The organism is Candidatus Nomurabacteria bacterium (assembly GCA_023898645.1).
GTDB lineage: Bacteria > Patescibacteriota > Saccharimonadia > Saccharimonadales > Saccharimonadaceae > UBA2112.
In genome coordinates, this window is sequence record CP060232.1 from 1,105,588 (window position 1) to 1,127,822 (window position 22,235).

General features: G+C 46.7%; 20 protein-coding genes. 11 read left to right on the forward strand and 9 right to left on the reverse strand.

Going from position 1 to position 22,235, the window contains the following annotated elements; translation table 11 throughout:
• The first annotated feature begins 17 nt into the window (after positions 1–17).
• A complete protein-coding gene (locus H6797_05845; GenBank protein USN96552.1) occupies positions 18–485 on the forward strand; it encodes an Hsp20/alpha crystallin family protein in 468 nt (155 codons plus the stop codon).
• Between the two features lie 61 nt (positions 486–546).
• Here the strand turns inward: H6797_05845 and H6797_05850 are convergent, their stop codons facing one another.
• The 8 genes from H6797_05850 to H6797_05885 all read right to left on the reverse strand — a co-directional run bounded on the left by H6797_05850 (position 547) and on the right by H6797_05885 (position 5,247).
• Positions 547–966, reverse strand: a complete 420-nt coding sequence (locus tag H6797_05850; protein ID USN96553.1) for a hypothetical protein — start codon at positions 964–966, stop codon at positions 547–549.
• Between the two features lie 72 nt (positions 967–1,038).
• A complete protein-coding gene (locus H6797_05855; protein ID USN96554.1) occupies positions 1,039–1,419 on the reverse strand; it encodes a hypothetical protein in 381 nt (126 codons plus the stop codon).
• A gap of 13 nt (positions 1,420–1,432) precedes the next feature.
• Positions 1,433–1,849 carry a hypothetical protein gene (locus H6797_05860; GenBank protein USN96555.1) on the reverse strand — a complete coding sequence of 139 codons (417 nt, stop codon included), beginning with the start codon at positions 1,847–1,849 and terminating at the stop codon, positions 1,433–1,435.
• A 10-nt stretch (positions 1,850–1,859) separates the two neighbouring features.
• A complete protein-coding gene (locus H6797_05865; protein ID USN96556.1) occupies positions 1,860–2,156 on the reverse strand; it encodes a hypothetical protein in 297 nt (98 codons plus the stop codon).
• Positions 2,156–2,623 carry a hypothetical protein gene (locus H6797_05870; GenBank protein ID USN96557.1) on the reverse strand — a complete coding sequence of 156 codons (468 nt, stop codon included), beginning with the start codon at positions 2,621–2,623 and terminating at the stop codon, positions 2,156–2,158. The genes H6797_05865 and H6797_05870 overlap by 1 nt, the downstream gene beginning before the upstream one ends.
• Positions 2,624–2,630: 7 nt before the next feature.
• The gene (locus H6797_05875) at positions 2,631–2,999 is read right to left on the reverse strand and encodes a hypothetical protein (protein USN96558.1); all 369 of its coding nucleotides are present in this window, start codon (positions 2,997–2,999) and stop codon (positions 2,631–2,633) included.
• 9 nt (positions 3,000–3,008) lie between these two features.
• Positions 3,009–4,157 carry a hypothetical protein gene (locus H6797_05880; GenBank protein ID USN96559.1) on the reverse strand — a complete coding sequence of 383 codons (1,149 nt, stop codon included), beginning with the start codon at positions 4,155–4,157 and terminating at the stop codon, positions 3,009–3,011.
• A 121-nt stretch (positions 4,158–4,278) separates the two neighbouring features.
• Positions 4,279–5,247, reverse strand: a complete 969-nt coding sequence (locus H6797_05885; GenBank protein USN96560.1) for a hypothetical protein — start codon at positions 5,245–5,247, stop codon at positions 4,279–4,281.
• Between the two features lie 81 nt (positions 5,248–5,328).
• Here H6797_05885 and H6797_05890 point away from each other — a divergent pair, with 81 nt between their 5' ends.
• Positions 5,329–7,398, forward strand: a complete 2,070-nt coding sequence (locus H6797_05890) for a hypothetical protein (protein USN97117.1) — start codon at positions 5,329–5,331, stop codon at positions 7,396–7,398.
• Positions 7,398–10,685: a hypothetical protein gene (locus H6797_05895; protein USN96561.1), complete on the forward strand. Its 3,288-nt coding sequence runs from the start codon at positions 7,398–7,400 to the stop codon at positions 10,683–10,685. Before H6797_05890 ends, H6797_05895 begins: the two co-directional genes overlap by 1 nt.
• 47 nt (positions 10,686–10,732) lie before the next feature.
• Here H6797_05895 and H6797_05900 read toward each other — a convergent pair whose 3' ends face one another.
• On the reverse strand, positions 10,733–11,401 hold the full coding sequence (locus H6797_05900; protein ID USN96562.1) for a hypothetical protein: 669 nt from the start codon (positions 11,399–11,401) through the stop codon (positions 10,733–10,735).
• Between the two features lie 88 nt (positions 11,402–11,489).
• Between H6797_05900 and H6797_05905 the strand changes: the two genes are divergently transcribed.
• From H6797_05905 to H6797_05940, 8 genes are all read left to right on the forward strand, one after another.
• Positions 11,490–13,583 carry an alpha/beta hydrolase gene (locus tag H6797_05905; protein USN96563.1) on the forward strand — a complete coding sequence of 698 codons (2,094 nt, stop codon included), beginning with the start codon at positions 11,490–11,492 and terminating at the stop codon, positions 13,581–13,583.
• 111 nt (positions 13,584–13,694) lie between these two features.
• Positions 13,695–14,531: a hypothetical protein gene (locus H6797_05910; GenBank protein USN96564.1), complete on the forward strand. Its 837-nt coding sequence runs from the start codon at positions 13,695–13,697 to the stop codon at positions 14,529–14,531.
• 70 nt (positions 14,532–14,601) lie between these two features.
• A complete protein-coding gene (locus tag H6797_05915; protein USN96565.1) occupies positions 14,602–16,923 on the forward strand; it encodes a hypothetical protein in 2,322 nt (773 codons plus the stop codon).
• Between the two features lie 81 nt (positions 16,924–17,004).
• The gene (locus H6797_05920) at positions 17,005–17,964 is read left to right on the forward strand and encodes a hypothetical protein (protein USN96566.1); all 960 of its coding nucleotides are present in this window, start codon (positions 17,005–17,007) and stop codon (positions 17,962–17,964) included.
• 5 nt (positions 17,965–17,969) lie between these two features.
• The gene (locus H6797_05925) at positions 17,970–18,266 is read left to right on the forward strand and encodes a hypothetical protein (protein ID USN96567.1); all 297 of its coding nucleotides are present in this window, start codon (positions 17,970–17,972) and stop codon (positions 18,264–18,266) included.
• A 59-nt stretch (positions 18,267–18,325) separates the two neighbouring features.
• Positions 18,326–19,444, forward strand: coding sequence for a PrgI family protein (locus H6797_05930; GenBank protein ID USN96568.1), 1,119 nt, complete (start codon positions 18,326–18,328; stop codon positions 19,442–19,444).
• 417 nt (positions 19,445–19,861) lie between these two features.
• Complete coding sequence (locus H6797_05935) at positions 19,862–20,329, forward strand: hypothetical protein (GenBank protein ID USN97115.1); 468 nt, start codon at positions 19,862–19,864, stop codon at positions 20,327–20,329.
• Positions 20,329–22,233: a DUF87 domain-containing protein gene (locus H6797_05940; protein ID USN96569.1), complete on the forward strand. Its 1,905-nt coding sequence runs from the start codon at positions 20,329–20,331 to the stop codon at positions 22,231–22,233. The genes H6797_05935 and H6797_05940 overlap by 1 nt, the downstream gene beginning before the upstream one ends.
• Positions 22,234–22,235 lie beyond the last annotated feature (2 nt).

Consider the following 22,235-nt stretch of genomic DNA (forward strand, 5'->3'; position numbering starts at 1 on the left):
GAAAGTGGAGGATATTTATGGCCCGCAAACAAAATACCAATGACGATCTATTGATCGAAGACGAATTGGCCGCCGCATTCCTGAATGACGACGATCTTTCAAGTAACGCCGATGATGGCGGTGTCGTCATGCATGATGACGAACAGCTTGAAGACGATTTTCCAGGACAGTTGGCAGTCGATGTATACGAAACCGAGGATAAGCTGGTTGTTAAAGCCCGCACAGCCGGTGTAAACAAAGATGAGCTAGACGTCAGTATATCTGACGGCATCCTAACAGTCAGCGGTACGCTGAGCAGTGGTGATGACGCCGATGTTAATAACTGGCACATTCAAGAATGCTACTGGGGCGAGTTTAGTCGTACACTAGCACTTCCTGTTGCCGTTAAGGAAGATGAAGTAGAGGCCGTCTTAAAGGATGGTGTTCTAACCATTACATTTAGCAAGGTTAAGCAAGAACACGCTAAGAAAATTCAGGTTCTGTAAAACTACAGTCCAATCAAAAAACTCCGCGATAATCCGCGGAGTTTTTTGATTAGCAGCTTAATTACTGGCCGCTAGTGAAACTTGAGACAACAAAGTTGACTACAGCGTAGGCGAGAATAGCAACGACCACACCGACAATAGCATAAAGAATCGTATTTTTCGCATTCTGCACAGCCGTACTGTCGCCGCCAGATACAACGTAACGAATACCGCCGATAATAAGCATGATCACACTAATTGCGCCAATGAGGAACAATAGCACGTTGGTAATGGTACGGAATATACCACCCTGGCCACCTGTACCAAAGAGAGTAGACGCGTCACCCTGCTGGTCCTTGCCCTGTGCAGCTCCTGCGCCGTCACTTAGTCCTTGGTTGAATGATGCGTGCACGGGAACAGGTTGCGCGAACAGACCAAAGCCCAATACCAATGCCGGTACGACAAGCGCCGCCGACAGAAGTTGTTTGATTTTACTTTTCATGTATGAACCTTTCATTTTGATTACTTTACTACTTTTATACCAGATGACGGGAGTTTTGTTAAGTGCTAACCATTAACTTTTAAACGCACCGAGAACGAAGTTGACGATGGCGTACGCTAAGATAGCGACAACTAAACCAATAACCGCATACAGCACAACGTCCTTTGCTGATTTCACTGCTTGCGCGTCACCGTTACTCGTCGCGTAACGAATACCACCGATGATAATCATTATGACCGCAACAGCACCCAAGAGAAACAGGAGTACGTTCACGACTGTTTTAATTTTATCTTGAAGATCTTGCGTACCTGTCTGAGTACCGCCAACAGACGTAACTCCGCCTTGTATGCTATCAATTGGGCTTTGGGCTAAAACAGTTGAAGGCAACAGTGGTGCTGTAGCCAATCCAACTGTTGTCATAATGCCGAGAAGTAGTGTACGTAGTTTATTCATATGGTTTCTCCTATTAGTTTCCTTTCAGTCGTGCCAGTACGAAGTTGACAATTGCATACGCCATGATTGCAACGACGAGGCCTATAACAGCATACAACACGGTGTCTTTGGCAGATTTAATCTGTTGTGAATCACCATTACTTGTGGTGTATCTGATACCCCCTATGATAATCATGATCACAGCAACTATACCTAGCACGAATAAAATCATGTTGATAATGTTTGTCATAATAGAGGTGAAGCTGTCGCCAGTTGCGCCACAAATCTGACTCTGGCCAGCGCTAGAGGAGGCTCCGCCACCGGTAGTAGCACCACCAGCACCGCCACCAGGGCAATTCTGAAACACATTAATAGCCATAGCTGGCACTGGCATAAAACTAGTAAAAATAAGACTGAGACTAATGAGTAATGGTGATAGATATTTTTTCATACGTCCTCCTTTATTTTGCGACTTGCTGCAATATGAATTGTGTTATACCGGCCGCCATGATGACCACAATTAAACCAACGACAGCATAGGTGATAGTGTTCTTTGCTGCCTGGATCTGACTACTGTCACCGTTGGCACCTACATAGCGAACACCTCCGATGATAATAGCAAGTACCGCAACAATGCCTGCAATGAAATAAACGACGCCCAGTAAGTTACCAACCGTAGTACCTGTAATACTAGTAGGGGCACCCTGAAGGTTCAAATCTTCTTTTGAAATCTTAATTGTGTTGTTTGAAGTTGCCATTATTTGATACTCCCAGCAATAAATTGAACAATGGCAATCGCCATAATTGAAATAACCAGACCAATGATAGCATTTTGGATGGTTTTGCGAGCAGCAACAGTGCCGCTACTGTTGTCACCCTGTGTCATATATTTAAACCCTCCCCATATAATGAATATGAGTGATGCGTAACCAACGACGTAAAGTAACATATCTACAATGTTCATGGCGATAATCGTCAGCCATGTGCCAAACCTTTTACCAGTGTCGCCACTACCAACCTCATTGGGTGATTTTATACTTCCGTCACTTTTACATAGTCCATCGTACCAATGGGGGAAAATAGTGATACTTCCGCCACACGGATTAGAGCCGCCCGCAGAACTTGCGACGGTAGGCGCCGCATTAACGTATGACACCGGTAGTAGAGTAAATGCCGCAAGACTTATGAAAGTAATAGCAATTTTATATCTTATATTTCGTAACATGTCGCATCTATCCTATCACGCCACCAGGTACCAGCCAATTGATAATTGCAATGGTAAAACCATAAAGTAACAGACCAATGACAATATTTCGAATGATTGTTTTTGACTGATCTAGCTGGGATTGATTGTCGCGAGCAGACGCATAGAGAATTGCAGCATACGCCAAACCGCCAGTCGCCACCACTCCGATGAGTATAGTTAGTACGTTTGTCGCTATTTTTATCAAAGCACCAATTGTACCTATACCAGTTTTATCGCTACAGGAAATCAATTGAGTTTTAGTAGTACCACATGAACCTGCAGCGTATACAGGTGCAGCACTAACACCAAGCAGGACGGCAAAAAGCGCAATGGTGATTTTTATTTTTTTCATCATATCTTGGCGCTATTTTATCACGCCTCCGGGTACTAGCCAATTGATGATAGCAATCATAAATCCATACACAAATAAACCTATCACGATATCGCGAATCCGCTTCCGTGCGTTTGATACGGCTCCTTGGTCGTCTTGAGCCTGTGCGTACTGAATTGACTCCCACACTATACCGCCGACAGCCCCTATACCAACCAGTATCGAAAGTGCCTGCACGACATACTGAAGCACCGTACTAAGTACCTCTCCGCCCCTAGCATTTGTGTCGCAGTTTATAAGATTAGTCTTTGCTTGGCCACATCCGCCTTTAACCGTAGAGGTTGTCGTACCTGGACCGCCAGCATCATTAACACTTGAACCGTCTGGGCAATTACCGTTTGCATCCGCCGTGCTGCCATCCTTACACTTAGGAGGCGTGGGTGGCGGCGGCAATGTACACTTATTATTTACCCATGTACCTCCGGCAGCAGAGCATTCATTTGGCGACTTCGCCTTCGTTGCCATACATTGCTGCAGTGTATCGTTGGTAATTTTTGTTCCCGTACCACCATTCTGGTCATAACACTCATTAATCGAGTTATCGATGTTTGTCTCGCACTGCTTTATCTGATTAACATCACTAAGATTAGCGTTGTTACAGGCGCTCGCCACATAGCTATCTATGCGATCCTGTTTAGTCTTCGAGTTCGTATTGTAGTCTTGGCCCCCGACCGCTGCGTTACGCTGGTCAATGGCGTTGTCTATGCCACACCCAGACCCCAAGGTAACTAGCCACAAATCCGTTGGCCCTGAACCATCCGCACCAACATTACCGTTATTACACGTTGTTGCAAACGCTAAAACATCTTTGTCATTACACGCGGTAGTGTCTATTTCATTGGTATAACAAGATACAAGTGCGTTCGAACAGTTACCCTCTTCAGTACCTGGTACATAAGAAATGGAGCTAAGGCCACCTATCTGTGCCGTGTTTGCACACTGCCTAACCGCAGCAAGACAGTCACTAGCCTTTATGTATTGCGATACCGACTTGCAGTTACCGCTTACACATGTACCATCATCCTTTGAGCCAGAGCAAGACGCCTGCGCTGCGTCCTCATACACAAATGAAAAAGAAAATGATGCGGCGATTATACTGACAATTACGAGTAGTTTTTTCATGAACAATGTTATTCTCTTAATATTCATCCGTCACGCAGACTAAAATAGTTTATTCTTAAGATACATGTCTCTATAAAATTACACAAGCGAAATGAATTGAGATACCCTGATCATTTTGCACCTATTCAGACGGTGCTTTAATAGAGAGTGTGTCGGGATAGGTGATTATCATTGTTGTAGTTGCGGGCACGCGGTCTTTATTGTCACTAATATTTTGAAGCTTCGTTATCTTACCAGATGTCTTATTAATCCAAAACTTCACTTTCACAACACCAGATTGTTGATTGGCAGTCGCGTAGGATACGGTGCGACCAAGCAACTTATCTACCTGTAAACTGGCTGTCTTTAATCCGTTCTGATTCAGAATAATCGTATAAATATCTGTGTCGTTGCCTGAATTAACGCCATCAATTGTATAAACGTTATTTTCCTTCACGATGTCCAATAGGCTTTGAACTCCGTCACCAAAATTGCCAGCAAATACATATCTTGGTATCGTGCTAGCAGTAAATCTTAGACCAAATGGGTCATATGCCGACACGTCCGCTTTTTTGCTCAGATCGCTTAGATGTTTCCATACACCCGTTTGGACTAAGCCGTTTGGAGCCATAGTGCCAGACACATTGTCAATCTGAGAAAACTTCGCGTAAAAATCTCCTGAATCTAAAGCGATTAATGACCCCGCAACTCTACCTTTATTAAGCCCATACGCATCGCTATCTTTAGATACGGAGACACTGTAATTAACGTCCACCCTAGGCGCACTCTTCATGGAGAAGTCTGATGTCGTCGTCATGTCTATCTTCAATGATTCACTACTGGCGGTTCCGTCTGCAACGATTTTGATATATTTTTCGTTCGCAAACTGTCTAATTGCTTGATAAAACTCTCTCTCCGGGACGCCTTGTACCCATACAAATACCGCCGCGCCAAGACCACCAACCAATAGAATTATGAGTGTGACTGTAAATATAAGCTTCAACTTTTTATTAGATTTCGACCGCTGGCCCGTTGCGGGATCAAGGTGTAAGTAATCAGGAACTTGATAGGGCATACCGTTTTGATTTGAGTTTTGTTGATTTGGTTGCATTGATAAACTAATTATATCACTTACGCTTATCTCTTGTTTTCATTGACACCATAACCAGTATGGCAGATACTATAAGGGTATATGATGCAGCGCTTGTCGAACCAACTGTTTGGCGGATCGCGCACACTTCTTCGGCGTGGGGCGTTATTCATGTTTGCCGGTGTTATGGCACTAGTCGTGACAGTATCGCCACTTGCAACACGTCCAGCATCAGCTCTTAGTTTTAGTCTGACCGGCAACAGTTGCGCCATCGAAACTGTAGGGTGGGTTGTTTGCCCCACGATGCGCTCTATTGCGCGCCTAGCTGACTATGGTTTTTCCTATATAAATCAAAGTTCTCTCGCTATAAACTATAAAATTTTCGATAATTCGAGCAAAACCTTCAAGGCATGGGAAATCATGCGCAACATCGCCAACGGCATGTTTGTTGTAGTCTTTTTATACATTATATATGGCTACCTTATAGGTCGAACCGGCGGAAACTACACCATCAAGCGGCTACTACCACGCCTCGTAATCACAGCCATCGTCGTCAACACTTCGTATTTCCTAGGGGTTATTCTAGTTGATATATCAAATATTATCGGTGATTCCATATGGAGTATATTGAAAAATATTTACGGCAACGGCAGTCCTGTCATGCCAATTGGCGGAAGCGCCAATCCACTTAGTGATGGCAATTTGACCAAAATGGCCGCGGCTGCCATGGGCAACACAGGAATGGTATGGGTACTAATGCCTCTAATTGCTGCCGTCACTATTACTGTCGCTATCATCAGCGCCGCCATGGTGATACTTGTCATCATGCGCGAAGCACTTGTTGCCGCACTTATTTTTGCGTCACCGTTATTAATAGTCCTTTATATATTGCCCAATGTTGAGCGTTTTTCCGGACAAGCAATACGACTATTCCTACAGCTCTTGTTGCTGTACCCAATTATTGCGCTACTGTTAGGAACTGGTCAAATTGTCAGCCTGGCGGCCGGTAGCTGGAGTAATACATCTGCATTTTACGGCGGTGGAACTATGAGTATTGTGCCCGACCTTGTTGCTGCGGCAGCAGCCGTAGTACCCTTACTAGCCGTATGGTTCGTCTTTAAGAATATGTCGTCCATCATGAACGCTGCCGGTACACGATTAACTGCAAGCATTTCCGGTCGACGAGGGGGTGGTAAAGATGACGAAAAAGCTCGCGTTACCGGCAACGCGACGGCTGGTGCCGCCAACAATAAAAACACCGGCGGGTTACTAGGCCCTATGAATCGACGCCAGGCTTATAGCCGTAATCGACGCCATTCATCGCTTGGTAATAGTAGTCTTCCGGGTGTTATACGAAGTTCCGGCGGAGAAGGCGGAGCAGGCGGCCTTGGTGGTGTCGGCGGAGAAGGCGGAGCAGGCGGTCTTGGTGGTGGGGGCGGAGCAGGCGGTCTTGGTGGTGACGGTGGAATCACAGATGTAAGACCAGAGGTTGCAAGCGGAGCGGCGTTACAAAATACCCTTAATAACGTCATAAACCCAGGTGACACAACCGCGAAACTCGAAGGTCAACAAGAAGCTCGGGTTGAGGCGGATGTAAAATCCGGCGGCGTGGATGCTGGCGAGATAGCAAAGTCGCTGTCTACTTCTGAACTACAAACTCAAGAAAAAGAGAAGAAAAAGCAGGTTACCGCGAAAGACATATTCAATAGTCTCAACAAAGATCGTGGACATTCGTCAAAAGACAAAGACCGAAAGTTCGGTGCCGGACCCGCTCCTGCAGGCGGTGGCGGTGGCGAAGCTTCGTCTGTCGGTCAGCCGTCAGCACCAGTTGCTAGTTATCAAGCACCTCAGATCGCTCAGGGTAGTAATAATGTTGTGAGTGGCAGCTCCGCTCCGCAACAACCTGTCCAAGTAATTGCCGTGCCCGTGCAGGTCGATGCTTCAACGTTACTTGGCCAAAATCATCCACCCGACAATGTCAGTCAGCCTCCAATCAGTGGAACAGAGGAAAAAGCAAAAGCGCGAGCACAAAAATACCTTTTTGACACCGAAAAAGACCTTAGTGAAGCACGTAATGCCGATGACATCTTAAAGCACGCAAACGGCATACTAACTGAACAACCCCACACATCGAGTGCACCTGAAAATGGCGACAAGGAAGACGAGAGGTAATGGTTGATAAGCTTAGCCCTTCTGGACAAACAGCCCCGGAGCAGGATTACCAAAAAAAATTCAACCGAGCAAAAAAAGCCCCATCTGACACCTCGGATATAAAGGAGCAAGAAAAAAGCGGTGGCGATGCAAGCTGGAAAACCAAAGCCGATAGCAAAACAAACGAAGTATCAAAATCAGACAATTCAGGACGTAAAAAGGGTAGGTTTGGCTTCAAGGGCAGGCGAAGGGGAAAAATTCGGCAAGGTTCAGCATTTGTATTTGTTGTAGGGCTCATTCTTGCTGGGGTCTGGTATACATCAGTGTTGGCACCAAACATATTATTGGTAAACATTAAAGAAATGTATACCAACGACCTAGCCGACGCGACTACCGCGCTCGAGATTTACACACAAATCATGTATTTCTATAAGATCGGACCTTTGTCTGGTCAAGATTGCAACATGGGGCAGCCAATGAACACGCAGTCCATTAAATGTAAGCTGACGACTATGAGTCGAAGTCAAAAGGAATCATTCGAAAGACAAGGCTTTAGTTTTGGAATTCCAATTCCTGACACCGTAAAGACACTGATTCCCGGTTCTGACAAGTTTGATTTTTGCGCTCAAAAAGTATACGAAGACAATCGGGACGATGGAGACCCTCGCAATGACAAGCCCGAAAGTCGCTATAGGATATTCTGCATATTACCACCAAACTACAAACAAATCATAGACTCCGTCAAAGCTGCCGGCACTTCATCAATCATGAAGACTATTCAAGGTAACGGAGATGCTCAGGGTGGTGTAACTAGTGTTTTAAATCAACTCTTAAACCCACTTAAGGATGCTACAAAAAGTCCGCAGGCTCTGCTTAATGGAATTTTATCAGAAGCGCCAATCACCTCGGGCCCACAGTTATGGCTCTACTCACAACTCAGTACGACCGCGAAAGAACAGGTATATAGCGTATTCAACCCTAGATCAAGTTTCTTTACTGACGCACGATTCAAGCAGCGCATAAAGTCCAGATACAACATGACAAAAAGCGTCACAGTAACCGGCAACACCGAAGCGCAGGTCAACAGCTCATTTGACAGCTCTGTACAAAAAACCGACGGAGGCATAGATGGACTCACAGGACAGCCAAATCCCACAGACGGCGTCAGCCTAGCCTCGCTTAGTAGCCCACTCAACCTCACTCAGTTGAAGTCGCTTGCTAGCACCCTGACAGGTGGTCTAAATATTAACACGATAAAAAGTTTCGGAAGTAAGCTTCCCGCAATCGCCGATCTCGAAACCGCTGGAAATTTGCTTGCAACAAACACCTACACCTACACGGACCTTATGTGTAGTTGGTATACCATCGGTGAAATGACCAACAATGCGCTAACTCGCGCAAAAGCCACGACTGCGGCACGCTTCGCCCTGCAATATCTTAAGGCTGCCGATGCAATCAAAGCGGGTACTGCAGAAGAGGTGCCGACAAATGTCCTAGCCAGTAAATTGGCCGAGGGTACGCTGGGCGGCTATGGCGGTAGTAGTGCGACCGATTCGCTCATCTACCATTCGATTACCTATGGTGATTCAGTACCTAAATCTATCGGTGGTCTTGGTAAGCTGCTTGAAGACGCCGCAGCCATCGTCACCTATAATCTTTCGGCCTATGAAAACATCGGTACACTTGCTGCCTCGTGGGCGCAAATAATACCTAACGCAGCAGCACTTGGTGCAATAGCTGGTACGACTGGTGAGCTTTTGCCGCCACCTGCAAATGCAACGATGCCGGGTTCAACTCCGCTCGACAGCCAGTACTGCGAGTCGGGCGCAACAACTCAAAGTACAAGTCAAATAAAACCGGGTGATAGTAAAACCACAAAATGTATCGATGCCATCAATGCAATGGCTCCGATTGGGACACAAGGACTCGTTGCCGATGCAACCGTTACTGCTGGTCAAACGTGTCCGGAACCTCACTACGACCAACCAGACGATACCTTCGAAGGTGAATATCTCATGTTGCCCTCACAAAAAATTGTTCAGGCAACGCTAACACCTTACGTTGCTGGGTGGTTTGGTGTAAACACTATGCTCAGCGCCGCAATCACCCAACAACTTTACACATCACACATCAAAGGTATTGCCGCAAATTATGCGTTGTTTTCAGGTATGGGCGAACTACTGGGCGATATGGCTCAAAGTCGTGGCTTAATGCCAAGCAATACCATCGACATGGAGGCTTACTTGCATCTAGGCGAAGTACTAGGTGTCCAAAAAGACCAAGACGCAATCGCCCAATACAATGCAAAGAAAAACCCTTTTGATCCATACAATAAATTCTCGTTTGTAGGCTCAATCTTCAGCGGACTTTCACCATCCGTAGACAATAGAGCCCCATTATTTGCCACTATCAACAACATACTTTCTCTCGTAAGCAACGGTGCTCAACATCTAGGACAAATGTCTATGGCTAATGCATTTTATCACTCACAACCATCACTCATAACTGGTGACGGTAGTATGCCGGAACGAGAGGCGGCTTACTTACTGCGACTTTCATCGGCATTTTGTCCAATTGATCTTCAGTACCTTGCAATCGGCATCACACCCGACATTATGTGCAACGTCCGCTATAGTATGCCTCTCGAGGATATCGGTACCGCACTCAATCTATCTGGGGTTATTGACTATATGACCCAATCTCATTCAGATGCATATAACTCACAAACCCAAGAACTAACCAAGCGCATAGGCGAGGCCGACGTAGAAGGTAACAAAGCGTATTTAAGTGCGCAACTTGCCACCGTTGAAGCAGTCCAGAACAGGCCTTTCATCGACAAGAAAACAGGTAAGCCAACACCGGGTGGTGAATATGACAAATACTTACAATATTGCGTTAACCGACTCGACCCATGGGGGCGTAGCGCAATTGCAGAGACATATCGTGGACTGTCAGACAAAGAAAAAGAAAAGCGTCAATCAGCACTCTTTCAAAACGATGAGAACGCAGGCAGCAAAAACGCTGGTGATCCAAACGAAAGAATACCAAACGGCATACCAACTATGGCTGTTACGGCAACTCAAAGCGACCAGGGATGGTACACGGGCAGTAAATGTACACGGGCAGGTCAACTGACAGACCCTTCTATATCTCAGATGCTACAGTACTTCCGCGCTTATACCACGTTATGTTCGGTTGACGGCTCCATGTCGGGCATCGTCGACTGCACGGAGCCCGACCACGTAGAAGGGGACTATAGCGATCCGTTCTACCTAAACAACAATATATTGTATACATCCTGGTACTAGAGTATCTAGCCATATATAACTAGTTCGAGAAGGTCTGAGCTTGGTTCTTACAACTTAACTGCAAGAGCTATTTTCTTGAGAGCTGCTAAGGAGTTGACTTCACTCATATAAATATCGTCGTCTGGCTGCGCAACTACAAATCGATACACAGTAAGCCCGTCGATAACCATCAAATGATACTCCCGGCTGTTACCAATCGTTTGGGCGTGTCTGAAGTAAAGAGGAAGGCCATTTACCTTTCCTGCCTGCATAGTAGCTATGTAGATATGATCGTCATCAAGCGCCTTTTTATCCTTGTATATTCTTTTGTCTATATACAGACTCGACGCCACGCCGTCGATTCGAACAAACGGAAAGGTGAGTGTTTGACCAAGGTTGCCGTTGTAATTAAACACCTTGCTTACTTGAGGGTCTCCAACAGACCTTGCACTACTACCTAAAGCAGTGACCACTTGAGCCTTACTTGCAATCGACTTCACATTAAGACTAACTCCATCTTCGATACCTGCTCGAAATCCGTCAGCTCCCACGCCACGTTGCACTCCGGGGTTTGGGTCTTTTGGCATCATTGTGATTGATAAAACTGTTATTGCGACCGCGACTGCGCCTATGATACAGAAAATGGCCAATACAGCTATCTGTTTCTTTCGACCTATAATCACCTCTACCTCTTGTTCAAGAGGTTTTTTGTCATGAGGTTGAGTGTTTTTTGTCATTCTACTCTTATACTATCACAGGTATTACACTCTCGGTAAAGTACTTGTCCTTAAAGTGGTGCTATTGTATCCTTATGGTGTACGTATCATGAATAAAAAAACAGTACAGTTCATAACCCACAGTAAAAAATCTATGCGACGCGCCGTTCATCTACCAGCCGCAGTGCCCGCACTTATCCTTGTTGGGCTTTTTGTAGTTGGTGGAGTAGGTATGGTTCAGCAGGTCCATGCTGCCCAATCAATGTCTGACTACTGTAGTAAGTACTCGTCAAATGATGACAATAACGCTTGTAAAGACGGCGTAAAAGGTCTTGACTGTGGTGCTTATCAAATAATATTTGCTCAAGATCCAACTACCGCCAATAAAACCACAGGTATATGCAACCAAGCAGCCAAAGATCGTGCCTCTGGCATCGTCTCGAACTCACTATTAACGCCCACTCCCACACCTACACCCCCTGCAACTCCAAGCACGGCACCATCTACAAACCCGAATCCTACACCTACCGTTTCTGCAACAGCAACTCCAAGTGCCACGCCTACAGCTACACCTACCGCAACACCAAGCGCCACACCCACACCTACAGACGCGTCACCAGGAGCTAGCCCTGTTAATTTCCAAAATTTCCTCGAACAAGCAAAAAGCCTATCTCAGTATATCGACATCCTCCACAATAACGGACCCGATGCTAATGTTGACACCACAAAGGGAGTTAGTAATAGCCCATCGTCGTATGTAAACGGTGCCGGCAAGCAACAACCAATAAAGATTCTCCAACAAGGCACCGGCAACTCACCAATTATTCTGTTCTTTAACGGTGGTGGCTGGCACAACAACGACTTAGACGGCGAAAGGATTCAGAGTGCTGAAGACAATGGTGAAAACCCTTGGAATCGTGGGTATGCAATGCTCGATGTAACATATCGACTTGGTTCAAGTGGTATTTACTATATGTACGAAGACGTCATGCGCGCCATTCAACACGTTCACGACAACGCCGCCTTATATGGTGCAGACCCAAACAAAATGGTCATTTGGGGAGACAGTGCTGGCGGTAGCTTAGTTATGCGAGCAGCGGCTAGTGGTAAAACAGGAGCTAAAGCTGCAGTAGGCTGGTCCGCGCCGACTAATGCATTCACGGTATTGTTTAGATCATTTGGCTCTCTAGCCATCGGCATAGACCACTCAACATGCGCTCCGACCGATCTTGCAGGTTTAGCTAACTTCGCCGATCTACTTGGTGGCGGTAGCGGAGACGTAGCGCAATACGGTCAGGGCCTCAGTAGTAATGACTTTTCCGCAATCGGCTATAGTGGTGACGCTGTAAACGTTGCTGGCTTTAATCCACTTGCACTCCTCACAGAAGGATTTGTTGCAGGAAAAAACCTACTCGGCGCAGCAAAAAACTTCGAATCAATCACAAATCAAATAGGTAGCAAAGATTTCTCGGGTCTTGCGGGAAGCACACTAAATCTCGCTAGTAAAAAATTTGTTGAATGTATTGATAACTTTAATGTTATGTCGCCGGCATTGTTCGCTAGCCCAGACACGCCACCAAGCTTCTTGGCGGAGTTTGAAAATGACGGACTCATCGGTCCAGACCAAGCTTATGGCATGCGCGATAAATTACGGCAGCTAGGTATTAAATCGGAAGCCTGGGTGCTACCTGGTAGTGATGATTGTATGCAAAAGGCAATCGCACCACTGGGTCTTGGGTGCCACCTGGGATATTATTCGCCCTTCATTCGTCCTACGCTCGACTTCCTCGACAGTGTCATCAACACGGGGGACCTACCAGCTGGTGGTGGTACTAGTGCTACCGGAGGTGGTTCGACGAATTCAAACGGTTCAGGCAGCGACTCTGGTGGTGGATCGAGTGGGAATTCTAGCAATAGCGGGAGTGGGGGCGGCTCAAACAACTCTGGCTCCGGCGGCTCTAGTAGTAATCAAGATAGCGCTACGACAGTCGCTCAGCAAAAAGCAGACTGCGAAAGCGCTGGAAAGACTTGGGTAACCATCACGAAGAACATAGGCTATTGCCCTCGGCCAACTCTACAAGAAAAATCAAATGGCTATTACACTGCATCCTATGTTAAATCAGGTGACTCGGGACATTATAACTGTCCAAAAGGCGGCACCTTTACCCAAGACCCTCAAAAGGGCAACATCTGTAAACTCTGACGCAATTTTGTAATATACGTCTAAACCTCTTGCGCTTATTCGATTTTTAGTGTATAGTTAAGTTTGAAAAATATTGTTCATTTGTCGATTAGACGAAAGGATATCCACCACATGTCACGTCACAATCAAGAGCCTAAAAATAAAGATAAGAAATTAAACTGGAAAAAAGTCACTGCCGTTACCGCCATAGGTGGTGCCGCCGTGCTTGGAGTAGGTGCCTGCTCGACCGAAAACTCTAACTCTAATTCTAGTCCCGCTATTTCAAACTCTTCAGAAGCTCCGCACATGTATGGCGACACGAACGGTGATAGTACTTTTTCCCAGGATGAACTGCACGCCATGAGTCCAAGCGACGTTGCGAATATTGCGCCATCTCTGCTCGCAAATGCATACGCTTCAGATTTTGAAAAATATAGGCAAGATACACTTAATATACTTGTGGATAAAAACCTCCTGTACGGACAAGAAAAAGATATTCTGTCGGCTCCTAGTGGACCTAAAGTTAACTATACAGACCAACAAGTGATAAACGAGGTTACTCTTGACGTTGCGGATTCGAGTATGCAACCCGACCCCACAGATGGACAGCGAATGCTCGCTCTTCCATACAACAAAGATGCTGGTGGCTTCACTGATGCACAGAACTTTATTAAGCCGGGTGCAGGCGTTAATTTGAATGCCTACATACAAACCGACGACCCAATACCTAGGCCCCAGGGAGAGTTTAACGGCGTCGACTTATCCGACTATGCCCAGGCTCGTGTTATCCGTCAAAGGAAACTTCCCAACAACCCTCAAGATGCAATATTTGACGAAATCAGTCTCTATGGACTCATTAAAGACAAGAGCGGTCAAAACGAAGAATGGCAGCTAGTTCAACGATGGCTCGCTACTGACTCTGGTGTAAATCTTGCGGTTGATAAGCTAACTGCGCCAGGCAACTGGTAGTCCATACAGCCGCCAACCTCTGGCTTTCGCCTTGTGATGCGCTAGTGCTTAGTGTATCTTATAGACAGGCATGTTGGGCTTGTCTATAAGAAAACATACAAAGAAAATAGTCGTCGGTGCAATTATTGTCCTTGGGCTTTTTTCCGCATTTCCTACCATTAGCCCTCAATCAGCTTACGCGGCACCACCTGTCGCTCCAACTAGCCCGACCACTGGAACAGCAAACGGCGGTACCGGGTCCGGCACCTCAACCTCTCAAAACAGCGGAACTTCCGCCCCCACCACCTGCGCCATCGAAAAAATCGGATGGATTTTATGCCCCGTCATTGAATGGGGTGGCAAGATTGGCGACGGCGCCTTCAACATGTTGGCGAAATTCTTTTTGCAAACCGAACCCGAACTACTGTCGAGCGATAGTACGAACGGTACGAAAATTGCCTGGGAACTGGCACGCAACCTGGCAAACATCATGTTTATCATCGCGTTCCTGACGATCATCCTTTCACAGGTTACAGGCAGGGGAATCGACAACTACGGCATCAAACGCATGTTACCGCGACTGATCATCGCGGCCGTCGCGGTAAACGTATCGTATTACATATGCCAGCTGATGGTAGATTTGTCGAACATTGCCGGTTGGGAAATCGAGAGTTTCCTTGTGCAAACCGCTCATCAAGTGTCGTCTTATGTAGCCATGCCTATTCAAACAAGCATCGACAACCAAACGTCAAGCGGCAACTTGGGCACACTCGCAACAATCGCCATCGCCGTGATGGCGCTAGGTGTTGTTGTATATCTTTTACCGGCTCTGTTCTCGATCATCATGGTCATCGCTGTCACTTGTATGACCATCGTTGTTATACTCCTCCTCCGAAAGGCAATCATAGTTCTACTTGTCGTCGTTTCACCAATTGCGTTCGTGATGTATTTGCTGCCAAATACGGAAAAACTCTATAACAAATGGCTAAAGATGTTTGGCCAATTGTTGATGGTTTTTCCAATTGTGTCGCTCCTGTTTGGTGGCGGACAACTCGCTAGCGCAATCATCCTAGTGGCAGGATCTCATGGCAATACTCCGTGTACCTCAACGCAAACCGAAAATTGCAGTGTATACACCGACTCGAGTAAGCAATGTATACAACTACCGAGGATTGCAGATGCCAGCGGTACTATCGCCTCACAACAGGACACCGGTGCAAAGGTTGCGAATTGCGGTCCAAATAGTACGCCATTCCTTCTGGGGCTGGTTGCTTCTGGCATAGCCGTCGTGCCACTTCTAGCTGTATGGTCGGTGCTTAAAGGCGCCCTCTCGGCCGCCGGAGCAATTGGCGGCATGGTGCAAAATGTCAGCAAGCCTGCCATAGGCTGGGCATCAAAGCGCCGCAAAGAAGACATGGAAGCCCTCGGCGACAGGCGTACGCTTGCTGCTATGAATCACCCTATGGGCTTTTCAGACGTCGCCACCTTTGGAGCAAAGCGGCGAAAAGCGTTTAAAGATTACGCTCGTTCGAGCACGAAACAAGAGTTGGGATATGTTACTCAACAAGAAGCTGCATTAAAAGCGAAAGATAGTGATGCATACGCCCGTAAGCTTGCAGGCGGTAGTGCATTACCAGTTAGCATGGGTGGTGCAACTAGCGAAGGCGTTGAGCGAGCACTCCGACGAGCACAGTTTACTATCGATAAAGCTGAGATTGAAGAAGTTAATGCAACAGAGGCAACGATTGACAGGATTGGTGTAACTGGTGAGCAGCTTTCCGAATTAGCACAAGGTGAAAGTGTGAAGTTAGCCGACGGCAATACGCTGGACGCTAAAACTAATAAAAACATACAAAAAGCAGCGTTGCAGAAACTCGCCAAACAAAGTGACGTCGGAAATCTGGAAAAAGCCCTTGCGAAAATACCTGCAGGTGACAAAGATATGGGTAACTTCGCCGCGCGCGCTGTTGAACAAAACTGGTCTGGCATAAAATCAAAGGCAGCACACATAACAACTGGCGCAGTTACTGATAGCTTAAAAACTGGCAAAGCCGTCGATTTAGATGCTGGCATGAAAGAGGCCATGGGTGGCATGGATGCTAACCTTATGTCTACACAAAAGACCGGTACGCTCAATAGGCTTAATAAGGTACTGGCAGCTACAGCCGCAGTAAACCCACAAGACAAGAACGTAATGAACGCTAGGGCGGCTGCAAACGCCTTGCGTTCAAATGTACAAATCTATGACAAGGTCAATGAGGCAAGTAAAGACTTTGTAGATAAGATTGCCGGCCCTCGTACTCAGGCCACACCGACTCCCGTAGCGGGAACCCCTAATACTACTACTGGACCTTCAAACCCTACCAGCGGAACATCTGGACCTTCTACAGGTGGTCCCAACCCAACTCCTTAAATTCATATTTCGCATAAACACGAGTAGTTAACTGTAGTCATAGTTGTTGACTTTTTGTAAAGCTTATGCTTAAATTACTACATGAGTATTGAATCAAGTCCTTCTCATTCTACAGATCAAGCGTCGCCAACCGCTGCCGAAACGCTTGATGCCTATAAAGATGCCGGTCTTGATCCAAACGTCGACGCATATATAGACGAAAATAACGCTCGCGCTTATTCACAGGAGCGCGACACCTCCGAAGTAACTAACCCCGAACAAAACGTTAATTCAATAGAAGAAGTCGTCGACAAGCCAGCAAATACTCCCGAAGAAGTAGATGCAAGTAAAACACTACATAGTTCCAGTGAACTTAAAGAAGTGGCCCGCAAAGAAACAGAGGACCGTCTAGACCTTAGGGACAAGGCTATGAACACAAAAGATCGAGTCATGAAAAAGGCACTCATGTATGATCAACGAGATTCTGCACGTCAGTGGAAAGTGGTGCGCCTAGAGGCGAAACTCGAGAACTCAAGAGCACGTAACCCAAACTCAAACAGAACGCGACAACTCGAACGAAAATTAAACTGGCAACGCATGATGCTGGGAAATATCCGGAAGAAATCCGGAGCTATCGATTCACGTATGGACAACAGGGGTGACCGACGTAAAAATATTGAAAACGCAAAAGAAAACGCAAAAGCACTCCGTAAAAAACTACAGGAAGCCGCCAAGGAGACCGAAAAAGAAAGACGACGACGCTGGCAGGTTCGAAAAGAAGCTTTTACGTCGAAAAGTGAAACGCGCAAGAAGCAATTAAGAGCTGAGATGCGGTCGTGGGACAAAAACACGCTTGCTAAGTTTTACCAAGAAAAAGTTAATGAATCGGTGAAACGATATGAATCAGATGAAAATATTAACAATGCGATTGATAGACTTGAAGCTGCGGCCGCAAACAATAACCCAGTGAACTCGGAAATTAACGAAGAAATCAGCAATACTGTCGACAAACTCAAAAGTGCCGTTGATACTACCGAGCATAACCCCAATGTGGTAGAGTAAAAACCATGTCACTACTAAACAAACAATTTTTACAATCATTAGGCATAGAGCTTGACGATCAAACATTTGAAGCTTTCGACGAACACTTTGAAGCAACGCTACAGGAGCGAGTTGTTGACGCTATAGTCGACGGTTTGGATGAACAGCAACTTGAACAACTGTCTGCCGTACGTGAACAAGGTGGCGATGCTGTCGCTATGCAAACATGGCTACAGGCAAACGTGCCCGATTTGAGCCAAATCGTTCAAAGCGAGGTAGATATACTACTAGGTGATCTAGCCGAAAGCGGCGATCATATCTAGACATTAACCCCCTCCACACCTCGTAAAACCATAAGAAGTACGATATAATACCACCAGATATGGCGGTTTACAAAGTACCTCAGGACGTCGAGGCGGACGACAAACTGATCGGTCCGTTCAGTTTTCGCCAATTCATCTATTTGATAGTGGTGGCTATTTCGATAGCCGGCGCCTGGGGGCTTTCCCAAGTGTTTATACCTTTGGCGATTATACCTTTGCCGATAATAGTCTTTTTCGCGGCTCTTGCCTTACCGTTACGTAAAGATCAGCCCATGGAAGCCTATCTGTCTGCAGTGGTGTCTTTTTATTTCCTAAAATCGCGCAAACGATTCTGGATACCCGACGGTATCGACTCTTTCGTAACGATCATACCGCCAAAAGACGCTGATCGCATACTGACAAAAGGTTTCGACGATGTCGAGGCGACAAAACGACTCGGCTACCTGGCTGACCTGGTAGACACTCACGGCTGGGCTATACGTGGTGCCGGCGGCACACCTGATACGTCAATTAGCACCGACCTGTACTATGAGTCACAGCAAACTGTCGACATGATGGACGGCTCGACGCCACAAGCTCAGGCAATGGCGCAACACCTACAAAAAGAGGCGGCTGGTCATCGTCAGGATGCAATCGAGACTATGCAAACAGCTAAAAAAGCCGCCCCGGTAGCGACAACACAAGCTCCTGCTACCGTCACGGTGAAATCAAATACACCACCAGCCCCTCAAGCCACAGCTACAATCAAGACTACACCGAATGCTCCGGCTCAACCTGCGCAAGTCCCACCGCCAGAAAGCAATGACACACCACCGGTATCTAAACTTCCCCCTCTAGAGAAAATTCGTGCGGCTCGAATGTCTAATGCGGCTCAACAAAAGGCAGAAAAGGACTCCAAAGACGCACTCGCTCTCGTAAACGGACTAATCGAAGAGGCGGGCGAAAAAAAGAGTACCCCTGCTGTTAAACCAGTGCCCGAAAAACCCGCAAGCACTAGCGTTCCTACCCCCGATACTGCTACAATGGTGCTAACGCAAAAACAGGCAGGTGATTTGTCACAGCAAAAGGATGTTTCTGTCGAAACGCTCGCTAAAGAGGCAAACCGCGTCGCGAAGAAAAATGAAGCCGATAATAAGATTTTGAAAGACGGCGACGAAGTAACAATTTCGTTTCACTAGGTGGAGGTAAGAAGGATGGGACCAAACTCACAGCAACCAGCAGCCGCCCCTGTCCGTGGACAGGCTCCTGCTGGTATGCCTGGTCAGCCGGTACCACCTGGCGCACCGGGGCAGCCAGACCCAGCCCACACCCCGCCGCCACCAACCAACCCAAATACAACCCAAAACAGCTTGCTGTTTTCGGAACTACGAGACAACATGGTTATCATGAACGATGGCAGTTTTCGCGCAGTCATCGCCTGTAAATCTATAAATTTTGACTTGATGAGTAGTAAAGAACGTGAAGGTATTGAATATAGTTACCAAAACTTCTTGAACTCGCTATACTTTCCGGTACAAATCCTCATCCGTTCGCAGCGCGTCGACATTGGCCCATACATAGAGCGCCTGACTAACATCCGTCGCGACCAAGAAAACATGCTACTAAACGTACTTACTGACGACTACATTGACTTTATCGATACCCTTAGCCAAGAGGCGAACATTATGGATAAATCATTCTATGTTATCGTCCCTTATTGGCCACACGGCGACATCAACACGATCAAACGAGGTAGCAAAAGCTTGTTTAGTACGATTTTTGGCGGCACGCCACAGCAACGCTCAATCGTCGTTGACCATGCCCAATATGAAAAAGCGAAGGATGAAATAAAAAACCACTGTGATTCTGTAATGAGTGGTCTGTTTCAGCTTGGCATCAAATGTGTTCAACTTAATACCAGAGAGCTGGGCGAGCTTTATTATAATTTCTACAATCCAGACACGGCCGTTCGAGAACCACTTGGCGACTTCGGAAGTATTACCGCTATGTACGTACGCAAGGGTCAGGGCGAGGCGCCAAAACCTCACTTAATTCGCGAAGAAGATAGGGATGGACCGCAATAATGAGCGCTAAACGACCCGACGCCGTAGACATAGCCGCCCAACAACGTGCCCGCGAGCAGGCTGAAGTTGAACAAGCATTTCAAAAGGGAATTACGACTCTACGTGATTTAGTAGCACCGGCTTCTTTGGAAATACACGCCAGCTACTTCAGGCTAGGTACTAAATACGGACGTACCATCTATGTATATGCGTATCCTCGTCAGATCTACACTGGCTGGTTGTCGAGTATCATCAACATCGATGAAGTGCTTGATGTTAGTATGTACTTCTACCCGGTAGAGTCTGAGATTGTGCTCAAAAACCTGCGCAAAAAAGTGACTCAAATGCAGGCAACTATGGCTATCAACGAAGAAAAGGGCCGTACGCGCGACCCAGGACTCGAAGCCGCTCTTAACGACGCCGAGGAGCTGCGTGATGAAATCCAGGTTGGCTCGGAGCGATTTTTCCGTTACGGACTCTACATCACTATGTATGCCGACAGCCTCGACGAGCTAAACTTCATACAACATAAAATCGAAACCATCTTTGGTCAGCAACTCGTCTTTAGTAAGGTTGCTTCTAGTCAACAGGAGCAGGGAATCAACAGTACCGTGCCACAGATGACAGACCAGCTGCAGATTCGCCGCAACATGAACACCGGTGCAATTTCAACGTCATTCCCATTCACAAGTGCCGACCTGACACAAGAAAAGGGCATCCTGTACGGGATCAATATGCACAACAACGGTTTGATTATCTTTGACAGGTTTACCTTGGAAAACGCCAATATGGTTGTCTTTGCAAAGTCTGGTTCCGGTAAGTCATTCACCGTTAAGCTTGAGGCGATTCGCTCTATGATGATGGGCGCTGACGTTTTGATTATCGACCCTGAAAACGAATATCAGAAGCTTTCAGATGCCGTTGGCGGTAGTTATATACGCCTATCACTTAACTCTGACGTTCGTGTTAATCCGTTTGACCTGCCACGAGTTGTTGACACTGAAGAAGCTGATGACGCGTTGCGTGCCAACTTGGTAACACTCCACGGTCTACTGCGACTTATGCTCGGTGGTGCTTCACTACAAGCGAGTGGTCAAACAAATGTTTCCGCCATGACACCCGCCGAGGAAGCTGATTTGGATCAAGCGTTAATCGACACATACGCTCGAGCTGGCATTACTAGTGATCCGCTAACACACACTTCGCCGCCGCCAACAATGGTTGACCTGTATGACACGCTTGTTCACATGGAAGGCAGCGGCCCATCGCTTGCACAGCGTCTCCGTAAGTACACTACCGGTACATTCGCAGGTATTTTCAGTCAGCAGTCTAATATAGACATCAATAACCAGATGGTTGTGTTTAACATTCGTGACCTTGAGGATGAACTGCGACCAGTTGCTATGTATATCGTCCTAAGCCACATTTGGAATGTTACTCGAAGCCACTTAAAGAAACGTATGTTGATCGTGGATGAGGCATGGCAGCTTATGAAATACGAAGACAGTGCAAACTTTTTGTTCAGTCTCGCGAAACGTGCTCGAAAATACTACCTTGGCGTTACAACCATTAGTCAGGACGTCGAGGACTTCATGGCGAGTAAAATGGGTCGCGCCATCGTAGCCAACAGCTCTATGCAGCTACTTCTCAAACAGTCGCCAAGTGCGGTCGACGTGCTCGCTGACGTCTTTAAGCTCACCGACGAAGAGCGCAAGCGACTTAGTAACTTCCCAGTCGGTCAAGGACTTTTCTTTGCTGGTGCTAATCACGTCCATATTCAGGTTGTTGCTAGCCGTACCGAACATCAACTCGTTACAACAAGCCCAGTTCAGCTACTTCAGCAAGAGGAGCAAAAGCGCATGGAGACATTAGCGGCGCAACAACGAGAATCACAAGGGCAGCAAGCAGCTGATCAACAAGGATAAGT